Below are 24,100 nucleotides of genomic sequence, written 5' to 3'. Positions count from 1 at the left end.
GGAGGTGTTTTCTGATGTCAAAACATAATTTTTATCCTGTTGAATTAAAGATTCAAATTATTAATCGATTTCTTAATGGTGAAAGCGCAGCTTCACTTCGTGAAGAATTTAAAATTCCTAGTAGAGGAACTCTTTACAAATGGAAAGATTGGTACCTAAATGGTGAGATAATAAGTCTAGAAAGTTCTTTTGGACGACGATTAGAAAAGGATATTCCTGTATCTGAACAATTAGATAAAGTAACGAAAGAGCTAAACTTATTAAAAAAATATTTTTCTCAAGAAAGAGGATGATAGCTGAAAATATAGTGCAGTTTATTAAATAAAATACAGATATCTTTTCCAAAAGGAGCCATTTTGCATAGTGATCAAGGTTCAACCTATACTTCAAAAGAATTTTTTGAAGTATCCCGCAAAAAAAACGTTATCCGAAGTATGTCCCGTAAGGGGACACCCTCAAATAACGCACCAATAGAATCGTTTCATTCCCACTGAAGGGTATCTCTTTTACATAGTTTAGGACTTACGACTTTCTCGATAGCGAAGTTTTGAAATAATAGCAATACATCCACCACTTATAATAAATAAAAGGATAAAAATTAAGGTAATCGTAGCCCCAGGTGGAGTCCCAAATTCATAAGAGGTTGTTAATCCACCAAACATCCCCACCAGACCTACAATGACTCCCATTACCATTACCCAATTAAAGCTTTTACTTAATCGCATCGCGATAGCTGCTGGCAAAATCATAATAGCAGAAACCAATAAAGCTCCAGCTATTGGCATAATCACTGCAATTGTTACACCAGTAATCACGTTGAATAATAGAGACATTAAACGAACTGGTAAGCCAGCTGTATAAGCCGTATCTTCATCAAAGGTCAAAACATACATTGGCTTTCTAAATAAGAAGAATAGAACTACAACAATAACAAATAATGCTGTTAATAAGTATACTTGCTCTTGACTAATGGTTACGATTGAACCAAACAAGTATTGCTGTACACTTGCTGTTCCACTTCCTTGATCTAAGCTCATAAGTACCAATGCAATCGATAGACCTGCAGACATCAAGACCGCAATGGATACTTCCGAATAGGTTTTATAGATACTGCGAACGTATTCTATAATCAACGCCGCAATGACAACAACGACTAACGTTGTGAATGTTGGATTGATATTTAAAAACATTCCTAATGCTACACCTGCTAAAGAAATATGCGAAAGTGTATCTGCCATCAAAGACTGTCTTCTTAAAACAAGAAAGAGGCCTAACAATGGCGCAATCACAGCAATTAAGAAAGAGGCTTGGAAGGCGTGCTGCATGAATTCATGGCGAAACATCTCCATGGTGAGTCCTCCTTTCGAATCAACTGAATATGACGGTCGGCGTACTCTTTAATATCATCATGATCATGGGTTACCATCAGAATTCCTTTTCCATGAACTTGACTGCTGTGTTTTAGTAGCTTATAAAATTCGCCTCGTGCTTCTACGTCCATTCCAGTTGTTGGTTCATCTAACACAAACAAATCTGGATCTGTCGCAAAAATTCGAGCCAAACAAATTCGCTGTTTTTGCCCACCTGATAGCTCACCAATTTTTTTATGACGCATATCCCACATTCCAACAGATAGGAGGGCCCGTTCCACATGTTCATGATCTTCTGGCGTCAGGCGTTTAAACCAACGACCTTGTTGATAGCGGCCTGATCGTACTAACTCTAAAACTGTACTAGGAAATCCAGCATTAAACGAGGCAATTTGTTGTGGAATATACCCAATGCTTAGTTTTTCACCAGCGCTATTCACCTTAGAAATCGTTGCACTTCCCTTTCCCGGCTTTAACAATCCTAGAATATTTCTAAGCAGAGTTGATTTTGCTGCTCCATTTTCTCCTGTCAGCATAACAAACTCTCCTGGATCAACAGTAAAGGAAATGTTTTCTAAGACTGGCTCTTCATCATAATAAAAAGTCAAATCGTTTACTTCTATATAATGCACACATGTCCCTTCTCTCTTGTACTTCGCTCAGTTTCTTTTTGCTCTTTATAGTTTACCTTATTTGATGGTTTCTTGTAAGGCTTTCAAGTTATTTTCCATTACTTTGATGTAATCAATTCCTTGATCTTGATCTTCTTTTGTAATGCCTTCAATTGGGCTTAAAACAGCTAACGTTGCACCTGTCTCTTTAGCTAATGTTTTGGCAATTTTAGGAGAAGCCGTTTCTTCAAAATAAATTACTTTAATGTTGTTTTCCTTCACAAAATCATTTAACTCTGCTAATTTAGCAGGACTTGGCTCTTGGTCTGGGGAAATACCGGAAATAGCAACTTGTTTTAAATCGTATCGTGCTGCTAAATAAGCAAATGCTGCATGTTGTGTAACGAAGGTACGATTTTTCGCATCTTTTAAGCCTACTTCAAATTTTTCATTTAAAGCATCTAATTTATCTGAATAGGTTTTGGCATTTTTTTCATAGCTTGCTTTGTTTGTTTTATCTGCTTGAATGAGACCTTCTTTAATTGCATTAACTTCTTCTTTGGCTAAAACTGGATCTAACCAAACATGTGGATCATGGGCATGGCTATGACCTTCGTGGTCGTGATCATGATCTTCGTCTTCTTCTTCGTGGCTTCCTTCAAGCAACTTAATTTCTTTACTTGCATCGATGACCACCGTCTTTTTCGTATCAATATTTTTCAATACACTACCAACCCAAGTTTCCATCTCTTCACTATTGTAAACAAAAACATCAGAATCCGCAATTTTGGCGATGTCTTTTGCGCTAGGCTCGTAATCATGTGGTTCTGTACCAGCTTTCATTAAAACAGAAACCTCGCCATTATCTCCTACCACATTTTTTGTAAAATCATACATTGGATAAAATGTCGTCACTACTTGTAGTTTATCTGTTTTTGCTGTTTCTTGTTTATTGCCACACCCCGCTACAACAAATAAGATGCTAAGCAATAAAATACTGAATCCCATTATTTTTTTATTTTTCATGTAAATCCTCCTATATAAGTGCTTTATTATGTTCTATGTTCAGTGCGATGACGAAATTAAACGATTCTATTCAAATCGTAATGATTACTATTTACCAACGCATTAAGAGCTTATCATTATCTGAAACATTGGTCAAGTAAAAAATGAAACAAAATAAAAAAATCATGTTCACCTAAGTCAATTAGATAAACATGATTTCTTCCCATTACTATTAAGATACGTGTTTTTCAATAAATTCCATCATTTTATTGAAAGTTATTTTGGCTGGCTCTGTATTTAAAAGAAATTGATATTCATGCTCTGTTTTTGCTTCTTTTCGATCAAAGAAAATGCTTTCCACTTCAATCTGTTTTGCCTTTAATTGTTCAATAAATTCATGCGCGTGGTGCTCAAAAGAATTTGTATTGCCATCTGTTACAAAAACTGGCGGATATTCTTTTGTAATGTGTAAATCTAATGCCACTTGTTTTAAGCGCTCATCTTTTAACCAGTTTTTTTCTCCTACATACGCCCATGCAACTTGATTCATCAAGATATTCATTAACCTTGATTTACTTTCTGTTCCTAATTTTTCAATATTGAAGGGTCCGCAAAATAGTAGACCGCCTTTGATACTTTCTTTTGGTACGACGGCTTGAATTGCGACTAATTCCGCTAAAATTGGATTAGTCTGGATTGCTAAAAATTGTGCAACAATCTGTGCTCCTGCTGAATCGCCTGCAAAAAGCACTTGATCCAAATCAATTCCAAATTCTTCTGCGTGCTCCTTTAAATAAAGGTAGCTTTCAGTTAACTGAACTAATGGGCCTGGATAAATTTGCTCAGGTGCTAATGCATAATTGATGTTAGCAACCACATAGCCATAGCTCGCAATACTTTCTGCATAGCTCGTAATATCTCTTTTATCCCCGCCAACGTAAGCTCCACCATGAACCCAAATAATTAAAGGAGCTTTTCCAAGTGAATCTTTAGGCATAATCACATCCATCTTTCCATTTGCCAACGTTGAGCGGTAATCAATATCCTTGACTGAGGTTGTTTTAGCTTGGATTTCTTCATGGTTTCGAGGAGTAAATTCTTTTGGTCGTTCAAAACGTTTTCTTAATAATTTTGAAACAGGGACGGGTGTTAATCTCGTGATAATAGCTGGAGCCATTAGGACACCTATTAAAAATGGTGCCACGTAGCCAATCCGGCGCTTTCTCTTTTCCATTTTATTTCACCTCGTTTAACTTTGTTCTTCGTTCTTTATGCTATTTAAGTGTTCTAACTAAATAAACTTCTTTACAGAATCCTTTTAATCCATTGTAAACTCTTTGGGCTCTTGAGTATTTTTCACACAAGGCAAATACAGTTGGTCCACTGCCACTCATTAAAGCTGCATCTGCACCAAATTTTAACATTTTGTATTTGATACGTTCGATATCTGGGTGGCGTGCAATCGTAATGTGTTCCAAAACATTTCCAACATTTTGAATCATTTCTTGATAGTCTTCGTTTTGAATGGCGGCAATCATTTCGTTTGTATTCGGGTGAACCAACTCTTCAAAAGACAATGCGCTAAAGACCGTCCCTGTAGAAACACCGACTCTTGGTTTAACTAATACGACCCAGCATTGAGGCATCGTACCTATGTGTTGAATTTGGTCTCCACGTCCTGTTACAAAGGCAGTTCCTCCGTATACGCAAAACGGTACATCAGAACCTACTTTTGCGCCTAAATCCGCTAGTTCATCTAGGCTTAAATTCAGTTCCCATAATCGATTCAATCCTCTTAAAGTCGCTGCGGCATCACTACTTCCACCAGCTAAACCGGCTGCAATAGGAATTTTCTTTTCAATAGTAATCTCTACACCTTTTTTGATTTGGAACGTTTCTTTCATCAATTTGGCTGCTTGAAAAGCATGATTTCGTTTATCTAGAGGCAACACGCCACTTGTTGTGCGAATGATAATTTCGTCTTCTGGTAAGTTTTTTAACGTAATATGATCCGCTAGATCTACTGTAGTCATGACCATTTCTAATTCATGGTACCCGTCCTCTCGTTTATACAAGGCGTCTAGGGTCAAATTTAATTTTGCTGGAGCTTTTTCTATGATTTCCATCTCTTCACCAGTACCTTTTCCTATTTAGTATCTTCAAATATAGTAGCTTAAAAATACTGATTTGAAAAGGGGATTGACTGTTCTTCAAAAAAATGGATAAAAAAAACGAGCCTCATCAGCTCGTGGTGATACTATTTAAGCATACTCGCAACTTTCTTCATTAAAAAATTGAATCTCAACTGATTGAGTCAATACATCCGTATAGCTGTATGATACACGTTCAAATGCATTTTCATCTTGATCTAGATCTACAACAAAAACAGAGGGATACGTTTCACGTAAAATTCCCTTTCGTTCGGTCTTTCTTTTGCGTCCCGTCTGAGCGGTTAACATAATCTTTCTACCTAACTGACAATCCAAGTTCTTTTTGATACTTGCTAACGTAATTGGCATTAGATTCACCTCACTGGTTTTAAGTATACCATAAAATAATAAATTTTACAAGTATACCATATGACAACCATGATAGCAACTAATAAATTTCTCATTTTAATTGCGGTATAATAGGCTTTCTAGCTGTTTTAATTTTTTTATATTTATTTTTTTCTTCATGATTATCTATAAAAAAAAGATTGAAAAGGTATACTTTTCAATCTTCTGTCACTTCATTCCATACATACTCTCCAATTGCATCTGACAAACGACCAAATTCGGCTAAATCAAGTGTTTCACCACGTCGTTTTGGATCAATTTCTGCAACTTCTAACGCTTTTATTAGTTTTTCTTTAATCTCATCTGTTTTTCCATAGCGAGTCAATAAGTTATTCCATAATGTTTTACGACGTTGGACAAAGGCTGCTTTGATAACTTGGAAAAAGATGGTTTCATCCTTAACTTTAACACTGGGTGTTGCTCTTCTTGTTAATTTGATAATAGCTGAGTCCACATTTGGTTGCGGAACAAAAACTGTTTTAGGAACGATAAAAGCAATCTCTGCTTCCATGTAATATTGAATGGCAATTGACAAGGAGCCGTATGCCTTTGTTCCTGGTCGTGCTGTAATACGCTCTGCTACTTCTTTTTGCATCATAATCACTAGGGCATCAATTCGTACTTCTGATTCTAAGAAATACATAATAATTGGTGTCGTAATATAATAAGGCAAGTTTGCAACAACCATCAAAGGTTCTTCCAAATCAATTTTTGTTGCTAGAACTTCCTTTAAATTCGCTTTTAACACATCACTGTGGATAATCGATATATTGTGATAAGGACTCAATGTGTCCGCTAAAACAGGCAGTAAACGATCGTCAATTTCAAAGGCAACGACTTCTTTACTTGCTCTTGCTAAATGCTCTGTTAAAGCCCCAATTCCTGGTCCTACTTCCACAACATTGACCTCTTTTGTCAAACCTGCGGCAGCGACAATATTCACTAAAATATTAGGATCAATGATAAAATTCTGACCTAAACTTTTCTTTAAAGAGAAACCATGTTTCTCTAAAATTTCTTTTGTTCTAATAGGCGTTGCGATATCTTTACGTTGGGTCATTTTCTTCCTCCAAAATTTGTTTCATGGCTTTGATTACTTCTGTTGGTGTAATTTGAAACATTTGCAACCTTTTTTCCAATTGTTTTCCATTAGTATAACCGATATTTAAATGTTCTCCTAATTTTTCTCGGCGTTTTTTAGAAGAAGTTCCTGCTAATAGTCCTGCATCAATCAAGAGTTCTCTTGGTATCAGTGATTCTTTCTCAACCGTTTCTGTATACACTTTTGAAAGAGCTTCGCAAATAGCTGCTGGTGATGCGTGCTCAATCCCTAAACTACCTTTGCCTTTGGGTTTTGCATCTTCCACTTTTAAAAAAGCATGTTTGACACCGGGGACGTTTCGAGAAATGATTTTTCTGATTTTTTCACCTGGGAAATCTGGATCTGTAAAGACAATTACCCCTCTAGTAGCTTGCGCCTTAGCTATCATTTCAAGAATTTCATCATTAATTGCGGAACCTCTAGTTTCAATTGTATCAGCTTCCAAAGACTCTTGAATACGTCTTGTATCGTCTCTTCCTTCAACAACGATAATTTCTTTAATTTTTTTCATCTAATTTAACCTAAACAAGCGATTGGCATTCGTTGTCGTTTGTTGCGCCACTTCCTCATAAGAGATATTACGTAATTTGGCAATTTCTTCTGCAACGTATTTCACATATGCAGGTTCGTTACGTTTTCCTCTATATGGAACGGGAGTTAAGTAAGGAGCATCTGTTTCCACTAGTAACTTATCGAATGGAACAGCTTTAGCCACCTCATGAACTTCTACGGCTTTTTTAAAGGTTACAACGCCGCTTAAGGAAATGTGCATTCCTAAATCTAGGAATCGCTCCATCCATAAGGTGTCGCCACTAAAGCTGTGCATAATTCCGCCGATATCTTCAACATGCTCTTCTTTTAAAATTTGGTACGTATCTTCAATTGCATCACGCATATGAATGCTGATTGGTAATTTAAGTTCTTTTGCAATTTGCATTTGTCTTCTAAAGACATCTTTTTGAGTTTGTTTAGGGGAAGTATCCCAATGGTAATCTAAGCCCATTTCACCCATTGCAACTACTTTTGGCAATTGCAATTGTTGAATTAATTTTTCTTCAACTTTATCATTATATAGATAAGCTTCTGTAGGATGCCAGCCAATGATACTGTAAATTTCTGAAAAATCACGACTCAATTCTAATGATTTTTCAATTGTTTTTTCATCAAAGCCGACAATTGCCATGCGCTTCACATCATGAGCAATTGCTCGTTCTACTGCTTCTGCTTCTTCGCCACTAAAAGCTTCATCATTTAGGTGAGTATGCGTGTCAAATAACATTTTTATATTCTCTCCTTTTAGTTAATTTTAGAGAAACACCCCGCTAAGATGATTAGCAGGGCGCTTCTTTTTTTAGGCTACTTCTGAACCGTTTTCTGCTTCTAATGGGGCTTCAATCACTTGTAATTTCCCATCTTTTTCAGCTGAAAGAATCATTCCTTGGCTGATTTCGCCACGCATTTTACGTGGTTTTAGGTTGGCTACAATTACAACTTTTTTCCCAATTAATTCTTCTGGATTTGGATACCATTCTGCAACTCCTGAAAGAATTTGACGGTGATCCTTATCGCCAGCATCTAGGCGGAATTTTAATAGCTTGTCAGCACCTTCAACTTTACGACAGTCAATTACTTCTGCGACTTTTAGTTCAACTTTATCAAAGTCTTCGTATTTGATTTCTTTGTCTTTTGCTGAAATTAACTCTGTATTTTCTGGATTCCACATGTTTTCATCTTCCTCCGCTTCGTCTTGATCAGTTGCAGTTTTTCCTGACATTTGCTCTTTAATGTAGGCTACTTCTTCTTCTAAATCTAAGCGAGGGAAAATTGGTGTTCCCTTGGCAACAACTTCAATTCCTACTGGGAATGAACCAAATTGAACCATTTCAAAACTGCCTGCCACGTCCCCAGTCACTCCTAATTGAGTGAAGATTTCTTTTGGTGCGTGAGTTAGGAAGGGTTGTAATAACGTTGCAGCAACACGTAGGCTCTCTGCTAAATGAACCATGACGCTATTTAAGTCTGCTTGTTTTGTTTCGTCTTTTACTAATTTCCATGGTTCAGTTTCGTCGATGTATTTATTGGCACGAGAAATTAAACGCCATACTTCGCTCAATGCTGTACTAAATTGCATATTGTCCATTTCTTTTTGGTAATTTGTTACCACTTCTTCAGATAATGCTTTTAGGGATGCATCGAATGCTGTCACGTCACCTTGATAAGTTGGAACATTTCCACCACAATATTTATTAATCATTGCAACTGTTCGGTTTAATAGGTTGCCTAAGTCGTTAGCTAAGTCATAGTTCACGCGAGAAACGAAATCTTCTGGAGTAAATACGCCATCGCTACCAAATGACACTTCACGCATTAAATAATAACGTAAGGCATCTAACCCAAAGTGTTCTACTAACATATCTGGATAAACAACGTTTCCTTTGGATTTAGACATTTTGCCATCTTTCATTAGCAACCAGCCATGTCCGAAAATTTTCTTTGGTAATGGCAATTCTAGTGCCATCAGCATAATTGGCCAATAGATTGTATGGAAGCGAACGATTTCTTTCCCAACCATATGCACATCAGCTGGCCAGTATTTGTCAAATAGTTCTGTGTCTTCGCTGCCGTATCCTAGTGCAGTGATGTAATTTGCCAATGCGTCAATCCAAACGTAAATAACGTGTTTTGGATTACTTGGTACTTTTACGCCCCATGAAAAAGTTGTACGTGAAACAGCTAAGTCTTCTAAACCTGGCTTAATGAAGTTGTTGATCATTTCATTTTTGCGTGATTCTGGTTGGATAAAATCAGGATGTGCTTCGTAGTAAGCTAATAAACGATCAGCGTATTTGCTCATTTTAAAGAAATAAGACTCTTCTTTAACCAGTTCAACTTCATGGCCACTAGGCGCTTTTCCGCCGATTACATTGCCATCAGCGTCACGATACACTTCAGCTAGTTGTGTTTCTGTGAAGAATTCTTCATCTGAAACAGAGTACCAACCTACATATTCATCTAAGTAAATATCTCCTTGTGCTAAGAAACGTTCAAAAATATCTGCAACGGCCTTTTCGTGAGCGGGATCGGTTGTACGAATAAATTTATCGTTGGTAATTTCTAATAATTCCCATGTTTTTTTCATATCTGCTGCCATATCGTCCACGTATTGTTGTGGTGTGATTCCTAATTCTGCAGCTTTGTTTTCAATTTTTTGACCATGTTCGTCGCTGCCTGTTAAATAAAAGACATCGAAGTCCTGCATTCTTTTATAGCGTGCCATCACGTCACAAGCAATGGTTGTGTAGGAGTTTCCAATATGCAATTTACCACTTGGATAGTAGATAGGTGTTGTAATATAAAAAGGTTTTTTTTCAGTCACGTAAAGTGCCTCCTTGATTGATTTTTAAATTTTTCGTCAAAATTCCTATTCTTGGATAGTATAACATAAATTCCATTGACTTAGGGGGATAAGTTGTAAGAAACCTTTAGAATTAAGCTTTTAAATAGAAAAAAAGTTAAGCCTATCCTTTAAAGATAAGCTCAACTTTTTGACTCTTATTTATTTTTTTACAGGCATAAATGGATGTAGCATTGCAGCAAAACTCCCCACTGTTGTTGTTTGCAATACCACATGTCCAGGTCCAGTGACAACTGTGTCAAATAGACCTTCGCCACCGAAAACCATGTTTTTGATTCCTTTAACCGTTTGAGTATCTAATGAACAGCTTTCATCCATCATCGCAACTAATCCTGTATCACAAACCAGACGCTCTCCTGGAGAAAGGTCATAGCCAATCGCGCTTCCATCAATTTCTAAAAAGACCGTTCCTGGTCCTGTAATTTTCTGCATAACAAAACCTTCGCCACCAAATAAACCTGATGATACTTTTTTCTGGAAAAACACACTTAATTCAACGCCCTCTGTTGCTGCAAGAAAAGCCGATTTCTGAGCAACAATACTTTCTCCAGCACCTAATTCTTTTGCTACAATACTTCCTGGAAAGGAAGAAGCAAATGCTATCTTTCCTGCAGAGTTCGCTTTATAGCGACTTAAAAACATACTTTCTCCTGAAAACATTCTGCCTAGCATTTTTTTTGCTCCACCGCCTGTTGTTGTTTCTGTCACAATATCCCCTAACATCCAACTACGGTCGCCATTTTCACTTATCATAACTTCTCCTTGCTCTAATTCACAAATAACGACTGGTAATGTATCGCCTTCAATACTGTATTTCATTTTTAATTCTCTCCTTTTATCTATGTATTTCCCTACCTGATAACAGATCTTATTATAACATTGCACTCCATTAAAATCACATGAATTATTCTAAAAATAAATCCTACCTACTGCTTTGATGAACAACTCTTGACAATTTTATAAAGAAATGATTATATTCAATAAAATGCTCTGTAGAAACTTTTGTTACTGATTTTTATGTTATAATCTCTTCTATATACTTACGAGAAAGAAGGGATACGGATGTCTTTAATCGTATTAATCGGTGCTCAAGCTGTCGGGAAAATGACTGTTGGGAAAGAATTAGAAAAACAAATTGAGGCAAAATTATTATTCAATCATCAAACGATTGATTTATTTGCTACTTATTTAGGTTATACCGACGATACGTTTGCTTTATCTTCTAATGTACGAAAAGACCTTTTTAAAGCATTTGTAAAAAACAAAGGGAACAATGCTACAAATTCTATTATTTTTACTGTGTTAATCCAATTTGACCAACCAGATGATATTGATTTTCTAACCGAAATTAGCTCGCTCTTTTTAAATGAAGGGGAGTCGGTTTATTTTGTTGAATTAACTACTGATTTAGACGAGCGGTTAAAACGCAATGTTCATGAAGAACGTCTTCTTGAAAAACCTTCGAAAAGGAATCTTGAATTTTCGAAAAATGAGTTGCTAACGGATATGAAGGAACATCGGATGGTAAGCAATGAAAATGAGTGGAATGAATTGTTTCCCAATGTACACTCTCTTAAATTAGATAATACTTTTCTTTCCCCTACAGAAACAGCCTCTCAGATTGTGGCTTATTTCCAATTAAAGTAACTGTTAAATAAATACAAATTCCCAAGCTATTCCGATACTTTAATGGAATGGCTTGGGAACTTTTTTTATTGCTCATTTTTTTCGCTTGTCACTTTTATTAAACTTACTTCTTTATCAATTGATGACGCATTATTTTTCCCGCAGCATTGCGAGGTAATTCTGATAGTTCATAATATTTTTTTGGCAGTTTATAGGAAGCGAGCTTTTCCTGACAAAACTCTTGAATTTTTGTGAAATCAACGAGTTGATCTTTTTCAAAAACAAGATAGGCAACTGGAATTTGATCCCATATTTGATCTTCTTCCCCTACCACAACGACTTCTTTGATTGCTGGATGTTCCAATAAACAATGCTCGATTTCACTAGGGTAAATATTTTCGCCACCTGAAATAATCAAGTCCTTTAACCGATCTACTACAAAAAGATAGCCTTCATCATCTAAATAACCGATATCCCCTGTTTTAAACCATGAATCTAAGGGGAATTCTGGTTGGTTTAAATAACCTATTGTGATATTGGGCGCTTTTAAGTAAATTTCGCCTTTTTCATAAGGGGCACAAATTTCAGCACCCTCTTTACTAATTTTCAATTCTACTGGAAAAAGTGGCAAACCTGATGAACCGATTTTCGCTGTCGCCACTTGGCTGTTTAACGCGACGACTTGAGAAGCTGTTTCTGTCATACCGTACGATTGGATAACTGGAATTTCTTTTTTGACACATGTTTCGAGTGTTTGGGGATCAATGGGGCCTCCTCCTAATAACATGCATCTAAAATCAGGATGATAATGTGCCTCTTCTAAATCTGCCACTAACCGTTTTAACATGACGGACACAACAGAAATAATTGTACATTCGCCATTTTTTAAATAATGGTTGATTGTTGGTGCCTCAAAATGCTCCATTAAGTAGACTGGCATGCCGTAAATCAAGCTTCTCATCATAATTGAAAATCCGCTGATATGAAACAAGGGAACTGCACACAACCAACTGTCTTTGTCTGACAACCCTAAATTTAAAGCTGATCCAACTGCACTCCACCAATGATTGTTAAATGTTTGCTGAACACCTTTTGGTCGTCCTGTTGTACCAGAGGTGTACATAATTGTCGTTACTTGATTTAAATCAAAAGTTAAAACTGGTTGAAAATCCATTGGCGTTAGTGTTTCAATTTGACCAAAAGAATAGGTTTGTTCTTTTGGAAAATCTTTAGTTTTAGCGGAGTAAGTTGAATCGTACAATATCAATTGGCACTTTGCATCTTCTATTTGATAACTAAGTTCACGGGTAGTTAATCTGTTATTTAAAAAAATAATTGTTGCGCCTAATTGTTGTAAAGCTAAGATTAAGACATAGAAGGTAGCGTTATTTTTACCTAAAATAGCGACCTTTGTCATTTCTTCAATACCTAATGTTTTTAATTTAGCCGCTGTTTGCAAAACGTCTTTTTGTAGTTCACCAAAAGTCAGCGTCTTATTATCAAAAACAAGGGCTGGTTTATGTGGGGATAATAAGACTCGTTTTGTTAACCAATTTTCCATCATTGTTTCTCCTTTCAAAAAAGAAAACTGTTAGAAATTCAACTCGAATCTTCTAACAGCTTCCTATTTTATTATCTAATAATCGATTTATGGGAATTTAGGGAATTGATCAAAATCAGGATCACGTTTTTCTAGGAATGAATTTTTACCTTCTTTTGCTTCATCAGAAGTATAATATAACAAAGTAGCATCTCCTGCTAATTGTTGAATTCCTGCTAGTCCATCTGTATCAGCATTCATTGCTGCTTTAATGAAACGTAAAGCCGTTGGGCTCTTCTTCAACATTTCTCTTGCCCATGCCATTGTTTCTTTTTCAACTTCTGCAACAGGTACAACGGTGTTGATCCAGCCCATTTCCAATGCTTCGTCTGCTGTGTATTGACGGCACATAAACCAGACTTCTTTCGCTTTTTTATGTCCAATCACGCGTGCTAAATAGCCAGAACCGTACCCTGCATCAAAACTTCCAACGTTAGGTCCTGTTTGTCCAAACTTAGCGTTGTCTCCAGCAATTGTTAAGTCACAAACAAGTTGTAAAACATTCCCACCACCGATTGACCAGCCTTTAACCATTGCAACCACTGGTTTTGGAATAATACGAATTAAGCGTTGTAGGTCTAATACATTTAGACGTGGAATTTCATCTTCGCCAACGTAGCCACCATTTCCACGAACACTTTGATCGCCGCCTGAACAAAAGGCATTGTCGCCTGCGCCTGTTAAAATAATCACACCGATATCAGAATCTTCACGACTGATTGTAAAGGCGTCAATCATTTCAGAAACTGTTTTTGGGGTAAATGCATTATGCACTTGTGGACGATTGATTGTGATTTTTGCAATATGATCTGTTTTTTCGAATAATATTTCGCTATATTCTTTAATTGTCTTCCAATTTTCTACCATAATTTGGTGACACTTCCTTTTCCTTTAATAACATCTTCCTATCTAGTTTAACTGATTATTGACGAAAAAACACGATAAATGATTGTTTTTTTAGATTTTCATTCGTTTAATTTCGTAAAATTGATTATAATGAAGACAAATCATTTTTACAAAAGGAGACTCACCATGAATTTATTAACAGCATTAGGTATCGTCACTAAAAGGGCGAATCAAGAAGAAGTTCAATTGACTCTCGAAATTACAGAACAGCACCAACAGCCATTTGGTCTCATGCATGGTGGCATATCTGGTATTTTAATTGAAACGGCTGCAAGTATTGGTGCAAATACTTATTTAGATACTACTCAAGAAGTCGCGGTGGGGCTGGAGCTTAACCTCAATCATTTGGCTAGTTTCCAAAAAGGACACTTGATTGTGACCGCTACACCGATTCATACTGGAAAGCAAACTCATGTGTGGCAAGCGGTTGTTTCTACCGATACAGGTAAGAAAATTAGCGTTGGGCGCTGTACGTTGATGATTCAAAGACTTGGCTAAAAAAATTTTAATGGGGATTAAATTCAGTTAGAAGGCGTTCCTTTGTTTTAGATAAAATAATTTTGAGAATGAATGTAGTTTTAGTGTTGTTCTACAAACTATCTAGCTAGTCGTAAAATAAAAAAGCACCTTCTTTGGGAGGTGCTTTACATAATCCCCATTAACCCAAGGTCCCCGTCCCCCAACCGTTTCCCAACGAAAGATTATGAAAAGTAATTGATTTAGTTTAAGAACGTTTAGAAATCAGCTTTTACAGGCAGATTTTTCTTGTGAAAATAAATGAATAAAATGCTAGTAAAATAACAATATACTAGCATTTGTATCTTATAAAGAATCATTCTTGAGTAACATTAGTGATAGTCAAATCTTTAGATAATACCCAGCCACTCAATCCATACGATGAATAAATAATATAGTATGAAATATTTTCAGATTCTAATTTTTGAAGTAATTCATTAGTTGTTTCATAAATCGTAGGCCATAAGTAATTTTTTCTTTGATCTAATAACTCACTATTTGATTCTATAAATTTAGTCAGTGTAGATTTTTCAATATCAAGAATTATACTTCCAAAGAGTTCATCTTCAAAACTATGAGCATACACATCAGTAAAGCTAACTTTCACTTTTTTTTCAGTATTTGATGTAAGAGTATTTAATATAATTTTTTTATTTCGTAGGTTTACTTCGTAAGAAAGAATTTCATTATCATGAATTGAGTTCATTATTTTGCTCCTTAGTCTTTTAGTCTTGGCGGAATTTTAGACCAATCCCATTTGTGTCTGTGAGGAAAAGTATGCGTTCCATCGTCCGTATGGTTATAATCAATATCTTCAAGGGCTTTACCATCTTTACCATACCAGCGTCTTTGTTTGACACTACCATCTTCATTTAATAAATCAGAAGAAGAATTAGGTTCACCTGTACCTTCTAATTTCTTTTGATCACTTATTACCTTATGTTTTTTTGCAGGTACACCATCTTTAATTGCATTATTAATGTCATCAGATACCTGCATTTGCTGAATATTATCTATGCCATTCTGAATCGTGTTACTGTACACAAGCCCACCGTGCGCTAGTGCTCCAGCTCCAACTGTGGCACCCGCTCCAGCAACTGCTCCTGCTCCAGGTGCAAGAGCTCCACCACTCATAACAGTTGCTCCAGCTATTCCTTGAAGACCTTTAATCGCCATATTAGCGCCTTGATACATTTCAGTAAGTGATTGAATTCCTGTTAATCCTGTTCCAAATAGCTTTCCATAGTGATAATTTTGATTGTTTTGAAACTTTTGATTTACTTTTTTGGCTTTTTCTCCAGTATTAATTTCAACAACTGCAATTCCAGCACCTTGTAAAAAGTCTAGTGCTCCAGTCATTGTTTTTTCCCACCAGGGAATTTTTTCTTTTTTCTTCTTCGGTTTATCTTTTTTAGCTTGTTCTTTCAGACGTTCCTCCCAAGCTTGATCAATTGCTTGCGCCCATTCCATGTTTAACCCAGTTGTCGAAAAGGTTCCTGTAGTCCCATTCCAGGCTTTTCCTTCCGCAATCATTGTAACACCCGTTTCTAGGTTCTGTAACTGTTGTTCTAAGTCATCAAAAATAGAAACAGATGTGTGATTGAATTCTCTCAATTTATCTAATTTTTTCGCTGTTTTTTCTTTAGCACTCTGTAAATTATCAACAATATTTTGAGTGAAAACCTTTGGAATCGCAATCGAATCTAAGGCGCTAGACATGGAATCTAAGCGTGAAATTTGAGAAATTAAAACGTCTTCTTGTAGGCTATTGGCGTCCACGTTGGATTTGTAGTCGCTGATAAACTGCTGATTGGCACGAATTGCTGTTTCGCAAACTAGAATAAAGCCTCGTGTTGCTGGGAGATAAGCCGTTTGGAAATAAGCTTTCGCAGAATCATATGTATTTCCCTTCAGGGAAGGTTCTAAGATGATTTTACTTAAAGCCGTTTGGACGTGTGTCATGCCACTAATCACGCTGTTGCAGTAGCTTTTAATGGCCTTCGTTTGTGTGTTCACTTCGCCGACAAACAGATTAATGCTCATGTGTTTGCTCCTCTCGGCTCAGATTCAATTTTTGATAATAGAGTTCATCTTCTTTAGCCATAAGAGCATGTTTTTTCTTTTGTAACTTCTCGTAATCCTCTTCGCTTTCATAGAGATATCCTTGTTGCTGATACACCGTTTCTTGTTGTAAGTCTGCGATTTGGGCACTCATTTCGCCCTCTTGCCAGGTCTCACGCAGTTCATTAAAAAGCTGTTGGATCTTTTGAAAAATAGACTGGACGTCTTCTGTATTTCGTTCCAGCTCATGGAGAGACGTTTCTGCCTGGTAGCGATCTTCCGTTACAACCTTTAATTGTTCTTGTAGCCCTTCAATAGTTGGTTGTTGCTCCAATCCTCATTCCTCCAAACGTTAGTTTAAGTTTAATAAGGATTTCTCTAGTTTTTGATCCATCGCTTCAAAATCCGTCGCAACACTTTGGATATTTTGGCTGTCGCGTTGTAAGGCACCTAGAAAGCTCGTCAACAATGATTGAGATTGATCAATCGTCAGACTTGCTTTTTGGTTTCCAGATACGGTCGTAGCTGAAGCTTTTGAAATTGAACTAGAGTGAGAGAAGGCTTGTGTTGCATTACTTAATTCTGTAGCTAAAGAACTTGCTTGATTAAAATTACTTTGGACTACTCCCATTTTAAAATCCCCTTTAGTTTAATAATAGCGCATTTGATTTTTAAAATACAGATGTTCTTTATTGTTAAACCATAGATTTCTAAAAAAGAAAATAGTAAACGCAATCATTATTTGAAATCCTATCTGTAAGGATTGTTGATTTTAAATCTAACCATTCAGAATAGGGGGATGTAGCATTTCATCCATTTATTTGAGTTTTTTATTTTTTAATTTATCCTTCTATAATACTGCTTTAAATGTGTAATCCATATAGCCTGAATAAATGGCGTAGGAATTTTCTGTTTCATGCTTACGTACTAGCAACATATATTCTAGTAATTCTTCATAACTTACTGCTATTTTTTCTTCTTTCTTATGTTGAATCAAAAATTCAAGCATTGCTTTTGAATAATCGAAAAAATTAAAATAAACTTCCTTAAATGGTGTACTCATCGCGGCACGATCTTCTCCTATGCCCTGACAAATACCTGATAAATCTGTTTTTTGCATTTGAGTATCTAGATTAGCATGAAATAAAAATAAACATTCTTTTCGATATTCAATCAAGTAGTCCTTCTCAGAAGCCCTTAGTGTATGTTCATTTGAGTAAATGTAATATTCATTTACCCAATAATCAATAAACTCTAAATCGTGTTTTTTTAAGTAGTCGTAGATTTTCTGATTCATTTCTACCATCACCCTTCCCCATTTTGCTATTATTACAAGTAACTAATTTTATACTTTTTTTGTTACTTTACCATAAATCTTTACAATTTTAAAAAGAATTCAATAGCAAAAAGTCATCCTATTATTGATTTCGCCATTCTTTTGTAACATTCACATCCTATACTCTTTTTAACAACTACAAAAGAAGTGGGGAATCTTATTTATGGCACCTTTAAGTATCACGAAAAAAAAATTCTTACCGATTATTTTCCTTGTATTATCTCTCTTACTCTGTCTATCTTTCGTTCTAAATAACACACAAAAAAAGGAAGTACCACTCACACAACATGACTATTCAACAGCTTATCAACAAAAATTCATTGATGAAATAGTTTTGGAAGCCCAAGCTCTTCAACAGCAAACAAACTTATTTGCAAGTATTACAATTGCTCAAGCAATTTTAGAATCTGACTGGGGACGAAGTGATTTGGCAGTTGATTCTCATAATCTATTTGGAATCAAAGGAAGTTTCAACGATCAATCTAGCACTCTTCCAACTGATGAATTTGAAAATGGAGAACGTATTACAATTGAGGCTAGCTTTAAAAAATATGACACTATCCAAGAATCCATGGTGGATCACATTGATTTTCTAAATGGCGGAACGTATGAAGCTGTTAAAACTAGTACGGATTACAAAGAAGCAGCTTACGCCTTACAAAATGGTGGCTATGCCACTGACCCTCATTATGCTGAAAAATTAATCGAACTGATTGAGCAGTTTAAGTTAAATAAATATGACCAACAAAGGAGTTTATCATGAACAAACGAACTACTATCAAAAAAAGACGTCGTCAATTTCTGTTTGGATGCATTGTTATTTTAGCAATTGCTCTAACGAGTTGTGCTGTTTATGGCGCTAAGTTATTAACCCAAACGAAGCAAACTATTGATCATTCTTTTCAGCAATTAAAAAGAGATGAAGGAACTAAAAAATCACTTTCAAAGAAAGATCCATTCTCTGTTTTATTGATGGGAATTGATGATACGAGTGAACGTAATTTAGGCAGTGCTCGGACAGACGCTCTAATTTATTTGACTATAAATCCTAAAAATCATACGGTTGATATGGTCAGTATTCCTCGTGATACCTATACAACAATAAAAACAAAGCAAACTACTTATCAAACAAGAATCAACGCTGCCTACGCTTATGGACAAGAGGAAATCACGGTTCCAACAGTGGAGAAGCTGTTAAATGCTCCCGTTGATTATTATGCTACCTTCAATTTTAATTCATTTCTTGAAATTGTTGATCAATTGGGCGGTATTGAGGTTGATGTTCCCGTTACTTTTACGGACACCAATACTCTTGGAAATGGTGAAGTTCATTTAAAAAAAGGAAAACAGCATTTGACTGGTGAAGAGGCATTAGCACTGGCAAGAACTAGACATATCGATAATGACGTCAAGCGTGGCGAACGCCAGCAACTTGTTCTTGAAGCTATCGCAAAAAAAGCAATGGACACTGGATCAATTAAGCAATATTCAAGTATTTTAAACGTTATTGGCAAAAACATGAAAACTGATTTAACATTTAACGATATCCTTGATTTAGGAAAAACTGCCTTAGGGAAACCTTATCATTTTACTTCTTATGTCTTTGACTGGGGAGATGTTACAATAGATGGTGCAAGTATGGTGGAGTTATTTCCAGACAGTCTTGATTTTATCAGCCATCGTTTGAGAGTTTCTTTAAAATTAGATGATGCTGATGAGCGTGATAAAAAAGAGTATCAGTTTACAAGTACTAAGGAAAGCCAGTATAATTAAGGAAAGAATAGAATCCATTAATTGGATTCTATCTTTTTTTGAAAGGAAGTTACTCAATGAATATTTTAATTGCCGATGATAGTCCAGAAATTGTCCATATTGTCAGTGCTTATTTAAAAAAAGATGGTTTTAGTGTATTTACAGCATCCAACGGTGAAGAAGCCCTAGATATTTTTTATCAAAAAAAAATTGATTTAGCCATTATTGATTGGATGATGCCTAAAATAGATGGCATCGAAGTCACCAAAACGATTAAAGCAGAAAGTCCTGTAAAAGTGCTGATGTTGACTGCAAAAAATACAGGTGCTGACGAGTTTCTTTCATTAACAAGTGGCGCCGATGACTACATCACGAAGCCCTTCCATCCGCAAGTCTTAATGTTGCGCATCAAAAAATTATTAGGTTTGGCTCAAACAATTCTCATTCAAGATTTGATGATTGATCCTACCAATATGAAAGTCTGGAAAAAAGATGAAACCATCGATTTAACGAAAAAAGAGTTTGAATTATTGATGATGCTTTTTAAAAATCGTGGCACTATTTTAACCAGAGAACAATTGTTAATTGGCGTGTGGGGAATGGAATATGATGGCGTTGAACGAACTGTCGACACTCACATCAGACGACTCCGGGAAAAAGTTGGAACCTCTATCGTCCATACAAAACGAGGAGTGGGATATACCATTGAAAATGAAATCTAAAAAAATAAGTACTACGTTAACCGTGACTCTATCGTCGATTTTAATTGCTAGTTTTATTTTAATGTTTCTTCTCAACACCTTGATTTTGCCTCATTACTATTTTTCAAAAATGGAAGATAAAGTAAGTCAGGTGATGACATCTATTAAAGCCTTACCTGATACAAAAAGAACAACAGATGCATTAAATCAGTTAGAAAATACCCAACAAGTAACTATTTTAAAGTTAAAAAATGACCCTGCCAACATTGATGATTTTAATGAAGCTTTAAATACACAACTTAATCGCAAAAGAGTTGCCTTAAATCGGTTTTGGATTACTGAAGAAACTTTAACTCAACTTCAAAAAAGCCCTTCATCTATCCAGCGAATCTTCGATCAAGGAAAACAAAAATCAAGCTTCTTAGTAGAGATGGCAATGATGAAGGACACTTTTTATCTCGTTGGCGTTTCAACAGTGGATTTTACAGAAACCGTTGAAATTATTAATACCTTCAATTTAATCTCTTTAAGCGTGACCTTGCTTATTATTATTGTCTTAATTTATTTTTCTGCAAAAAAAATAACTGATCCTTTAGTTAATTTAAAAACCATTGCTGAAGAAATTTCTACGTTAACCTTTGTCACAACGACAGATATCCCTAGCAATGAAATTGGTGAATTAGCCATCAGCATCAATAAAATGAGTCACGCACTTGCACGTTACCAACAAAATTTATTAGCTACTAATAAACAATTAAAGCAATTTACAGCGGATTTGACCCATGAACTAAAAACTCCGATTGCAGTGATTAAAGCCTATGGTTCAGGAATTGAAGACGGTTTAGATGATGGGACCTATCTCAGCGTTATCTTGCAACAAACCCAACGTCTAAATGAAATCGTAGACCAAATGTTAACCTATGCCAAGCTTGAATCCCAGCCTCTTCAAAAAAATTCCCTTCAGCTAAGTGAGTGTTGGAATCAAAGTGCTATGGCGTTAACTCCGATGATGAAAAAAGAGCATATCTTATTATTAGAAGCCAAAACGGATCAACCCTTATCTACTATTGAAGCTGATCCAACACTTATTAAACGTGTTTTCGATAACCTTCTAACAAATAGTATTAAATACACAACCGATAAGGAAATCCAAGTAACTTGGCGAGAAACTGCTACATTGATTGAATTTTCTATTAGCAATCAAACAAACTTACCGACTGGATTCGATGTAGATAAACTTTGGGAAGCTTTTTACGTTTATGAAAAGTCTCGAAACAAAGATTTATCAGGGACGGGGTTAGGGTTGCCGATTATCAAATCAATTATGGAAGAACATGGATTCAGTATTGAAGCAAAATTAGTTCATCATTTGTTAGTGTTTACGTTGACTTTTCATAAAAATGAAACAAAAAACAGTTAATTTTATAGCTAAAAAATAATGTGAACCCTCATTTTTAATAAAAAGAGAGCTCACATTATTTTAGTGTTCCTGCATAGCAACTATTTTTTTAAATTGAGTATAGGTTTCTTTAAACAAATTGGCTTGATAATGGAATTCCAAATTTTCTAAAGTATCGATTGCATTGTTTACTTTTTTTTCACCATCAAGCAACTCATTTTCATAAATTAAAATTAAGCCAATGTAATAAAAATAACTAATTCTAAAGAAAAGTTCTTCAATCTCGTTAGAAAAATAATCTAACTCTTTCAAAAGGATTTTAGCCGTTTCAATATCAAGCAACAGAATCGATTCGCGAACAGCATTGATTAGTAATGTACAGATAACTTTTTTCCCTCTCCCAAATTCTTTATATTTTCTGATTTTTGGAAGTAGCAATTTAAAATAATCGAGCCGTTCTTTATAATCAATATAGTCAATCGTGTTGGCTAAAAAGCGCAGTTCGTCAATTGTCCAATCTTGTATATTTTCTAAATGTGCCGTAATTAGATTTAAGGCTTGTTCATCTATCTTTTCTTTGCTATATAACCCAGTTTCATTATAATCATTTAGTTGATCTATTCGAGCAGTTAGTTCAGCTATTTTTAAGTTAATCTGATTATTATCGACTGCGTTGCTGATTTTATTTTTCAGGTTCACTAGACCCGTAATATCATTTATATTTCCGTAATGTCCATATTCATTATAAAAAGATTCCGATTGCGACTCATGGTAATGATTGTAAATATACAGAAATTCATCGACTTCCATTGGGATTTTTTCTAAAATTTGATTGAACAAAAAAAAAGAAATTTCATGTTTTCCTTGTTCAAATCGAATCGCATATGATTTTGACATAATCGATTGATATAAGTATTTTTGCGTTATATTTTTTTTAATTCTAATTTCTCGAATTAACTCACCGTATGTCAAAAGATCACTCTTTTCTCTTTTTTACTAACTATTATAAAATAAAAGTGTTAAATAAGGTACTTTTAAGCATTTATTGCTTTTTTTATTTATAATAAGTCGTGTAAGTATTACGTACAAGGAGGAGCATCATTATGTATGAATTAAAAGAAAATTTATCTGGAAGAAAAATCATTATCGGTTCCCTTCTATTATTGATAGGATTTACCTTACTCATGGTTTACAGTTGGGCTTGGTGGGGACTATTTGTTGGAGGAGCGATCGCTTGGATAATTGTTTTTGGTACTACTGGACGTGAATCGTTTCATTTTCCAAAAAAATTGTGGGTTATTCCATTAGGTGTCCTGCTTTATTTTGTTGTTGGAATTGTCGTCGGCGTAATTGCAAAAGCACTTGGACTACATTGGGCAAGTAGTCCCGCAGTTGGTCATCTTAACGAACTCATCTTCATGCTTCCTATTATGTTAATGGGAGAAGAGTTGTTGGGCATAGGCATTTTAGAAGTTGCACGAAAAAAAAGATTGTCCATCACTATAAGTACACTAATAAGTGCTGTAATTTTTGGTTTACTGCATGTGATTCCATATTGGGATGGCAGTCTATTTTCAACCGTATTGCATGTTTTACTTTTGCAAGGTGTTGCTAGAATTATTTTTAACTTCATTTATTTGAAAACAGGAAATAGTATTTGGGGCTCTTGGGTAGCCCATATGCTAGTAGATATCATTGCATTATTTGTGGCGCAATCTATCATGTAGGTATGGTATGATATAATTTTGTTCTATCATTTCTAAAATCAACGACAAGAGAGGAAGGCTTTACATGCTAATAACAACTACTGAAGCGATACCAGGAAAAGACTATGAAGTAATCGGGGAAGTTTTTGGACTAACTACACAATCCAAAAATGTATTTAAAAATATTGGCGCTAATTTGAAAAACATTGTGGGTGGTGAAATAAAAGCCTACACGGAAATGTTGGAAGAATCTCGTGAAAAAGCGATTGAACGCTTGAAACAAAATGCTAAGGACATGGGAGCAGACGCCGTTGTGATGATGCGCTTTGATTCCGGTTCGATTGGAACAGATATGCAGTCCGTTGCAGCTTATGGAACAGCCGTAAAATACAAATAATTTTTTTCTGAATCATTTTACTCTTTCTCCATCTCTTTA

At 35.5% G+C, this 24,100-nt stretch carries 28 protein-coding genes and 1 pseudogene; 10 read left to right on the top strand and 19 right to left on the bottom strand.

Annotated features, from left to right (window positions below):
• Positions 1 to 14 precede the first annotated feature (14 nt).
• Together BR52_RS12160 and BR52_RS12810 are read left to right on the top strand one after the other, a co-directional pair.
• The gene (locus tag BR52_RS12160; protein ID WP_034573213.1) at positions 15 to 293 is read left to right on the top strand and encodes a helix-turn-helix domain-containing protein; all 279 of its coding nucleotides are present in this window, start codon (positions 15 to 17) and stop codon (positions 291 to 293) included.
• 36 nt (positions 294 to 329) lie between these two features.
• Positions 330 to 488, top strand: a pseudogene (locus tag BR52_RS12810) (IS3-like element ISLmo1 family transposase); the annotation flags it as partial.
• Positions 489 to 515: 27 nt separating this feature from the next.
• On the opposite strand, the gene BR52_RS12155 reads toward BR52_RS12810, so the two are convergent.
• From BR52_RS12155 to BR52_RS12105, 11 genes are all read right to left on the bottom strand, one after another.
• On the bottom strand, positions 516 to 1,349 hold the full coding sequence (locus BR52_RS12155; protein WP_034573211.1) for a metal ABC transporter permease: 834 nt from the start codon (positions 1,347 to 1,349) through the stop codon (positions 516 to 518).
• On the bottom strand, positions 1,295 to 2,002 hold the full coding sequence (locus tag BR52_RS12150) for a metal ABC transporter ATP-binding protein (protein WP_034573209.1): 708 nt from the start codon (positions 2,000 to 2,002) through the stop codon (positions 1,295 to 1,297). The genes BR52_RS12155 and BR52_RS12150 overlap by 55 nt, the downstream gene beginning before the upstream one ends.
• A gap of 57 nt (positions 2,003 to 2,059) precedes the next feature.
• Positions 2,060 to 3,007 carry a metal ABC transporter substrate-binding protein gene (locus tag BR52_RS12145; protein ID WP_034573207.1) on the bottom strand — a complete coding sequence of 316 codons (948 nt, stop codon included), beginning with the start codon at positions 3,005 to 3,007 and terminating at the stop codon, positions 2,060 to 2,062.
• 211 nt (positions 3,008 to 3,218) lie between these two features.
• The gene (locus BR52_RS12140) at positions 3,219 to 4,220 is read right to left on the bottom strand and encodes an alpha/beta hydrolase (protein WP_034573205.1); all 1,002 of its coding nucleotides are present in this window, start codon (positions 4,218 to 4,220) and stop codon (positions 3,219 to 3,221) included.
• 40 nt (positions 4,221 to 4,260) lie between these two features.
• Entirely contained in the window at positions 4,261 to 5,112 is an 852-nt protein-coding gene (gene ispE, locus BR52_RS12135; RefSeq protein WP_034573204.1) for a 4-(cytidine 5'-diphospho)-2-C-methyl-D-erythritol kinase, read from the bottom strand.
• A 135-nt stretch (positions 5,113 to 5,247) separates the two neighbouring features.
• Positions 5,248 to 5,505 (bottom strand): Veg family protein, encoded by a 258-nt coding sequence (locus BR52_RS12130; protein ID WP_034573202.1) that lies wholly within the window; start codon positions 5,503 to 5,505, stop codon positions 5,248 to 5,250.
• Between the two features lie 196 nt (positions 5,506 to 5,701).
• Positions 5,702 to 6,604, bottom strand: a complete 903-nt coding sequence (gene rsmA, locus BR52_RS12125; RefSeq protein WP_034573200.1) for a 16S rRNA (adenine(1518)-N(6)/adenine(1519)-N(6))-dimethyltransferase RsmA — start codon at positions 6,602 to 6,604, stop codon at positions 5,702 to 5,704.
• Entirely contained in the window at positions 6,591 to 7,157 is a 567-nt protein-coding gene (gene rnmV / locus BR52_RS12120; protein ID WP_034573198.1) for a ribonuclease M5, read from the bottom strand. Before rnmV ends, rsmA begins: the two co-directional genes overlap by 14 nt.
• Entirely contained in the window at positions 7,158 to 7,925 is a 768-nt protein-coding gene (locus tag BR52_RS12115) for a TatD family hydrolase (protein WP_034573196.1), read from the bottom strand.
• A gap of 72 nt (positions 7,926 to 7,997) precedes the next feature.
• Positions 7,998 to 10,022 (bottom strand): methionine--tRNA ligase, encoded by a 2,025-nt coding sequence (gene metG / locus BR52_RS12110; RefSeq protein ID WP_034573194.1) that lies wholly within the window; start codon positions 10,020 to 10,022, stop codon positions 7,998 to 8,000.
• Positions 10,023 to 10,202: 180 nt separating this feature from the next.
• The gene (locus BR52_RS12105) at positions 10,203 to 10,880 is read right to left on the bottom strand and encodes a TIGR00266 family protein (RefSeq protein ID WP_034573192.1); all 678 of its coding nucleotides are present in this window, start codon (positions 10,878 to 10,880) and stop codon (positions 10,203 to 10,205) included.
• A 243-nt stretch (positions 10,881 to 11,123) separates the two neighbouring features.
• Between BR52_RS12105 and BR52_RS12100 the strand changes: the two genes are divergently transcribed.
• Positions 11,124 to 11,708 (top strand): DEAD/DEAH box helicase family protein, encoded by a 585-nt coding sequence (locus BR52_RS12100; RefSeq protein ID WP_034573190.1) that lies wholly within the window; start codon positions 11,124 to 11,126, stop codon positions 11,706 to 11,708.
• 103 nt (positions 11,709 to 11,811) lie between these two features.
• On the opposite strand, the gene BR52_RS12095 is transcribed toward BR52_RS12100, so the two are convergent.
• A complete protein-coding gene (locus BR52_RS12095) occupies positions 11,812 to 13,248 on the bottom strand; it encodes an o-succinylbenzoate--CoA ligase (protein ID WP_034573188.1) in 1,437 nt (478 codons plus the stop codon).
• An 87-nt stretch (positions 13,249 to 13,335) separates the two neighbouring features.
• Positions 13,336 to 14,154: a 1,4-dihydroxy-2-naphthoyl-CoA synthase gene (gene menB, locus BR52_RS12090; protein ID WP_034573186.1), complete on the bottom strand. Its 819-nt coding sequence runs from the start codon at positions 14,152 to 14,154 to the stop codon at positions 13,336 to 13,338.
• A 129-nt stretch (positions 14,155 to 14,283) separates the two neighbouring features.
• On the opposite strand from menB, the gene BR52_RS12085 reads away from it, so the two are divergent.
• Complete coding sequence (locus tag BR52_RS12085) at positions 14,284 to 14,691, top strand: PaaI family thioesterase (RefSeq protein ID WP_311918569.1); 408 nt, start codon at positions 14,284 to 14,286, stop codon at positions 14,689 to 14,691.
• 334 nt (positions 14,692 to 15,025) lie between these two features.
• Here the strand turns inward: BR52_RS12085 and BR52_RS12080 are convergent, their stop codons facing one another.
• The 5 genes from BR52_RS12080 to BR52_RS12060 all read right to left on the bottom strand — a co-directional run bounded on the left by BR52_RS12080 (position 15,026) and on the right by BR52_RS12060 (position 18,076).
• Entirely contained in the window at positions 15,026 to 15,415 is a 390-nt protein-coding gene (locus tag BR52_RS12080) for a DUF4325 domain-containing protein (RefSeq protein ID WP_034573182.1), read from the bottom strand.
• Positions 15,416 to 15,426: 11 nt separating this feature from the next.
• Positions 15,427 to 16,752: a T7SS effector LXG polymorphic toxin gene (locus BR52_RS12075; protein WP_034573180.1), complete on the bottom strand. Its 1,326-nt coding sequence runs from the start codon at positions 16,750 to 16,752 to the stop codon at positions 15,427 to 15,429.
• Complete coding sequence (locus BR52_RS12070; protein WP_034573178.1) at positions 16,742 to 17,104, bottom strand: DUF3958 family protein; 363 nt, start codon at positions 17,102 to 17,104, stop codon at positions 16,742 to 16,744. Before BR52_RS12070 ends, BR52_RS12075 begins: the two co-directional genes overlap by 11 nt.
• A gap of 18 nt (positions 17,105 to 17,122) precedes the next feature.
• A complete protein-coding gene (locus BR52_RS12065; RefSeq protein ID WP_034570078.1) occupies positions 17,123 to 17,401 on the bottom strand; it encodes a TIGR04197 family type VII secretion effector in 279 nt (92 codons plus the stop codon).
• A 219-nt stretch (positions 17,402 to 17,620) separates the two neighbouring features.
• A complete protein-coding gene (locus BR52_RS12060) occupies positions 17,621 to 18,076 on the bottom strand; it encodes a hypothetical protein (RefSeq protein WP_051915724.1) in 456 nt (151 codons plus the stop codon).
• A gap of 193 nt (positions 18,077 to 18,269) precedes the next feature.
• Here BR52_RS12060 and BR52_RS12055 point away from each other — a divergent pair, with 193 nt between their 5' ends.
• From BR52_RS12055 to BR52_RS12040, 4 genes are read left to right on the top strand one after another with little or no spacing between them, the layout of a single operon-like run.
• Entirely contained in the window at positions 18,270 to 18,869 is a 600-nt protein-coding gene (locus BR52_RS12055; RefSeq protein ID WP_034573176.1) for a glycoside hydrolase family 73 protein, read from the top strand.
• The gene (locus BR52_RS12050) at positions 18,866 to 19,879 is read left to right on the top strand and encodes an LCP family protein (protein WP_034573174.1); all 1,014 of its coding nucleotides are present in this window, start codon (positions 18,866 to 18,868) and stop codon (positions 19,877 to 19,879) included. Before BR52_RS12055 ends, BR52_RS12050 begins: the two co-directional genes overlap by 4 nt.
• Positions 19,880 to 19,935: 56 nt before the next feature.
• Positions 19,936 to 20,580, top strand: a complete 645-nt coding sequence (locus tag BR52_RS12045; RefSeq protein WP_034573172.1) for a response regulator transcription factor — start codon at positions 19,936 to 19,938, stop codon at positions 20,578 to 20,580.
• A complete protein-coding gene (locus BR52_RS12040; protein ID WP_236707195.1) occupies positions 20,570 to 21,979 on the top strand; it encodes a sensor histidine kinase in 1,410 nt (469 codons plus the stop codon). The genes BR52_RS12045 and BR52_RS12040 overlap by 11 nt, the downstream gene beginning before the upstream one ends.
• 60 nt (positions 21,980 to 22,039) lie before the next feature.
• Here BR52_RS12040 and BR52_RS12035 read toward each other — a convergent pair whose 3' ends face one another.
• A complete protein-coding gene (locus BR52_RS12035) occupies positions 22,040 to 22,930 on the bottom strand; it encodes a helix-turn-helix domain-containing protein (protein WP_034573168.1) in 891 nt (296 codons plus the stop codon).
• Between the two features lie 131 nt (positions 22,931 to 23,061).
• On the opposite strand from BR52_RS12035, the gene BR52_RS12030 reads away from it, so the two are divergent.
• Positions 23,062 to 23,685 carry a CPBP family intramembrane glutamic endopeptidase gene (locus BR52_RS12030; RefSeq protein WP_034573166.1) on the top strand — a complete coding sequence of 208 codons (624 nt, stop codon included), beginning with the start codon at positions 23,062 to 23,064 and terminating at the stop codon, positions 23,683 to 23,685.
• Between the two features lie 64 nt (positions 23,686 to 23,749).
• Complete coding sequence (locus BR52_RS12025) at positions 23,750 to 24,061, top strand: heavy metal-binding domain-containing protein (RefSeq protein WP_034573164.1); 312 nt, start codon at positions 23,750 to 23,752, stop codon at positions 24,059 to 24,061.
• Positions 24,062 to 24,100 lie beyond the last annotated feature (39 nt).

This window comes from Carnobacterium divergens DSM 20623 (genome assembly GCF_000744255.1).
GTDB classification, from domain to species: domain Bacteria; phylum Bacillota; class Bacilli; order Lactobacillales; family Carnobacteriaceae; genus Carnobacterium; species Carnobacterium divergens.
Note: the sequence above shows the minus strand (reverse complement) of the source record. Positions and strands in the feature narration are given on the sequence as shown.

Excerpts from the sequence above, each read along its gene's own strand:
- BR52_RS12050 (WP_034573174.1), top strand. The coding sequence starts at position 18,866 with ATGAACAAACGAACTACTATCAAAAAAAGACGTCGTCAATTTCTGTTT.
- BR52_RS12160 (WP_034573213.1), top strand. The coding sequence starts at position 15 with ATGTCAAAACATAATTTTTATCCTGTTGAATTAAAGATTCAAATTATT.
- BR52_RS12100 (WP_034573190.1), top strand. The coding sequence starts at position 11,124 with ATGTCTTTAATCGTATTAATCGGTGCTCAAGCTGTCGGGAAAATGACT.
- BR52_RS12055 (WP_034573176.1), top strand. The coding sequence starts at position 18,270 with ATGGCACCTTTAAGTATCACGAAAAAAAAATTCTTACCGATTATTTTC.
- BR52_RS12025 (WP_034573164.1), top strand. The coding sequence starts at position 23,750 with ATGCTAATAACAACTACTGAAGCGATACCAGGAAAAGACTATGAAGTA.
- BR52_RS12105 (WP_034573192.1), bottom strand. The coding sequence starts at position 10,880 with ATGAAATACAGTATTGAAGGCGATACATTACCAGTCGTTATTTGTGAA.
- rsmA (WP_034573200.1), bottom strand. The coding sequence starts at position 6,604 with ATGACCCAACGTAAAGATATCGCAACGCCTATTAGAACAAAAGAAATT.
- BR52_RS12145 (WP_034573207.1), bottom strand. The coding sequence starts at position 3,007 with ATGAAAAATAAAAAAATAATGGGATTCAGTATTTTATTGCTTAGCATC.
- BR52_RS12080 (WP_034573182.1), bottom strand. The coding sequence starts at position 15,415 with ATGAACTCAATTCATGATAATGAAATTCTTTCTTACGAAGTAAACCTA.
- BR52_RS12095 (WP_034573188.1), bottom strand. The coding sequence starts at position 13,248 with ATGGAAAATTGGTTAACAAAACGAGTCTTATTATCCCCACATAAACCA.
- ispE (WP_034573204.1), bottom strand. The coding sequence starts at position 5,112 with ATGGAAATCATAGAAAAAGCTCCAGCAAAATTAAATTTGACCCTAGAC.
- BR52_RS12075 (WP_034573180.1), bottom strand. The coding sequence starts at position 16,752 with ATGAGCATTAATCTGTTTGTCGGCGAAGTGAACACACAAACGAAGGCC.
- BR52_RS12140 (WP_034573205.1), bottom strand. The coding sequence starts at position 4,220 with ATGGAAAAGAGAAAGCGCCGGATTGGCTACGTGGCACCATTTTTAATA.
- menB (WP_034573186.1), bottom strand. The coding sequence starts at position 14,154 with ATGGTAGAAAATTGGAAGACAATTAAAGAATATAGCGAAATATTATTC.
- BR52_RS12085 (WP_311918569.1), top strand. The coding sequence starts at position 14,284 with ATGAAGACAAATCATTTTTACAAAAGGAGACTCACCATGAATTTATTA.
- rnmV (WP_034573198.1), bottom strand. The coding sequence starts at position 7,157 with ATGAAAAAAATTAAAGAAATTATCGTTGTTGAAGGAAGAGACGATACA.
- BR52_RS12155 (WP_034573211.1), bottom strand. The coding sequence starts at position 1,349 with ATGGAGATGTTTCGCCATGAATTCATGCAGCACGCCTTCCAAGCCTCT.
- BR52_RS12045 (WP_034573172.1), top strand. The coding sequence starts at position 19,936 with ATGAATATTTTAATTGCCGATGATAGTCCAGAAATTGTCCATATTGTC.
- BR52_RS12130 (WP_034573202.1), bottom strand. The coding sequence starts at position 5,505 with ATGCCAATTACGTTAGCAAGTATCAAAAAGAACTTGGATTGTCAGTTA.
- BR52_RS12065 (WP_034570078.1), bottom strand. The coding sequence starts at position 17,401 with ATGGGAGTAGTCCAAAGTAATTTTAATCAAGCAAGTTCTTTAGCTACA.
- BR52_RS12040 (WP_236707195.1), top strand. The coding sequence starts at position 20,570 with ATGAAATCTAAAAAAATAAGTACTACGTTAACCGTGACTCTATCGTCG.
- BR52_RS12060 (WP_051915724.1), bottom strand. The coding sequence starts at position 18,076 with ATGGTAGAAATGAATCAGAAAATCTACGACTACTTAAAAAAACACGAT.
- BR52_RS12115 (WP_034573196.1), bottom strand. The coding sequence starts at position 7,925 with ATGTTATTTGACACGCATACTCACCTAAATGATGAAGCTTTTAGTGGC.
- BR52_RS12030 (WP_034573166.1), top strand. The coding sequence starts at position 23,062 with ATGTATGAATTAAAAGAAAATTTATCTGGAAGAAAAATCATTATCGGT.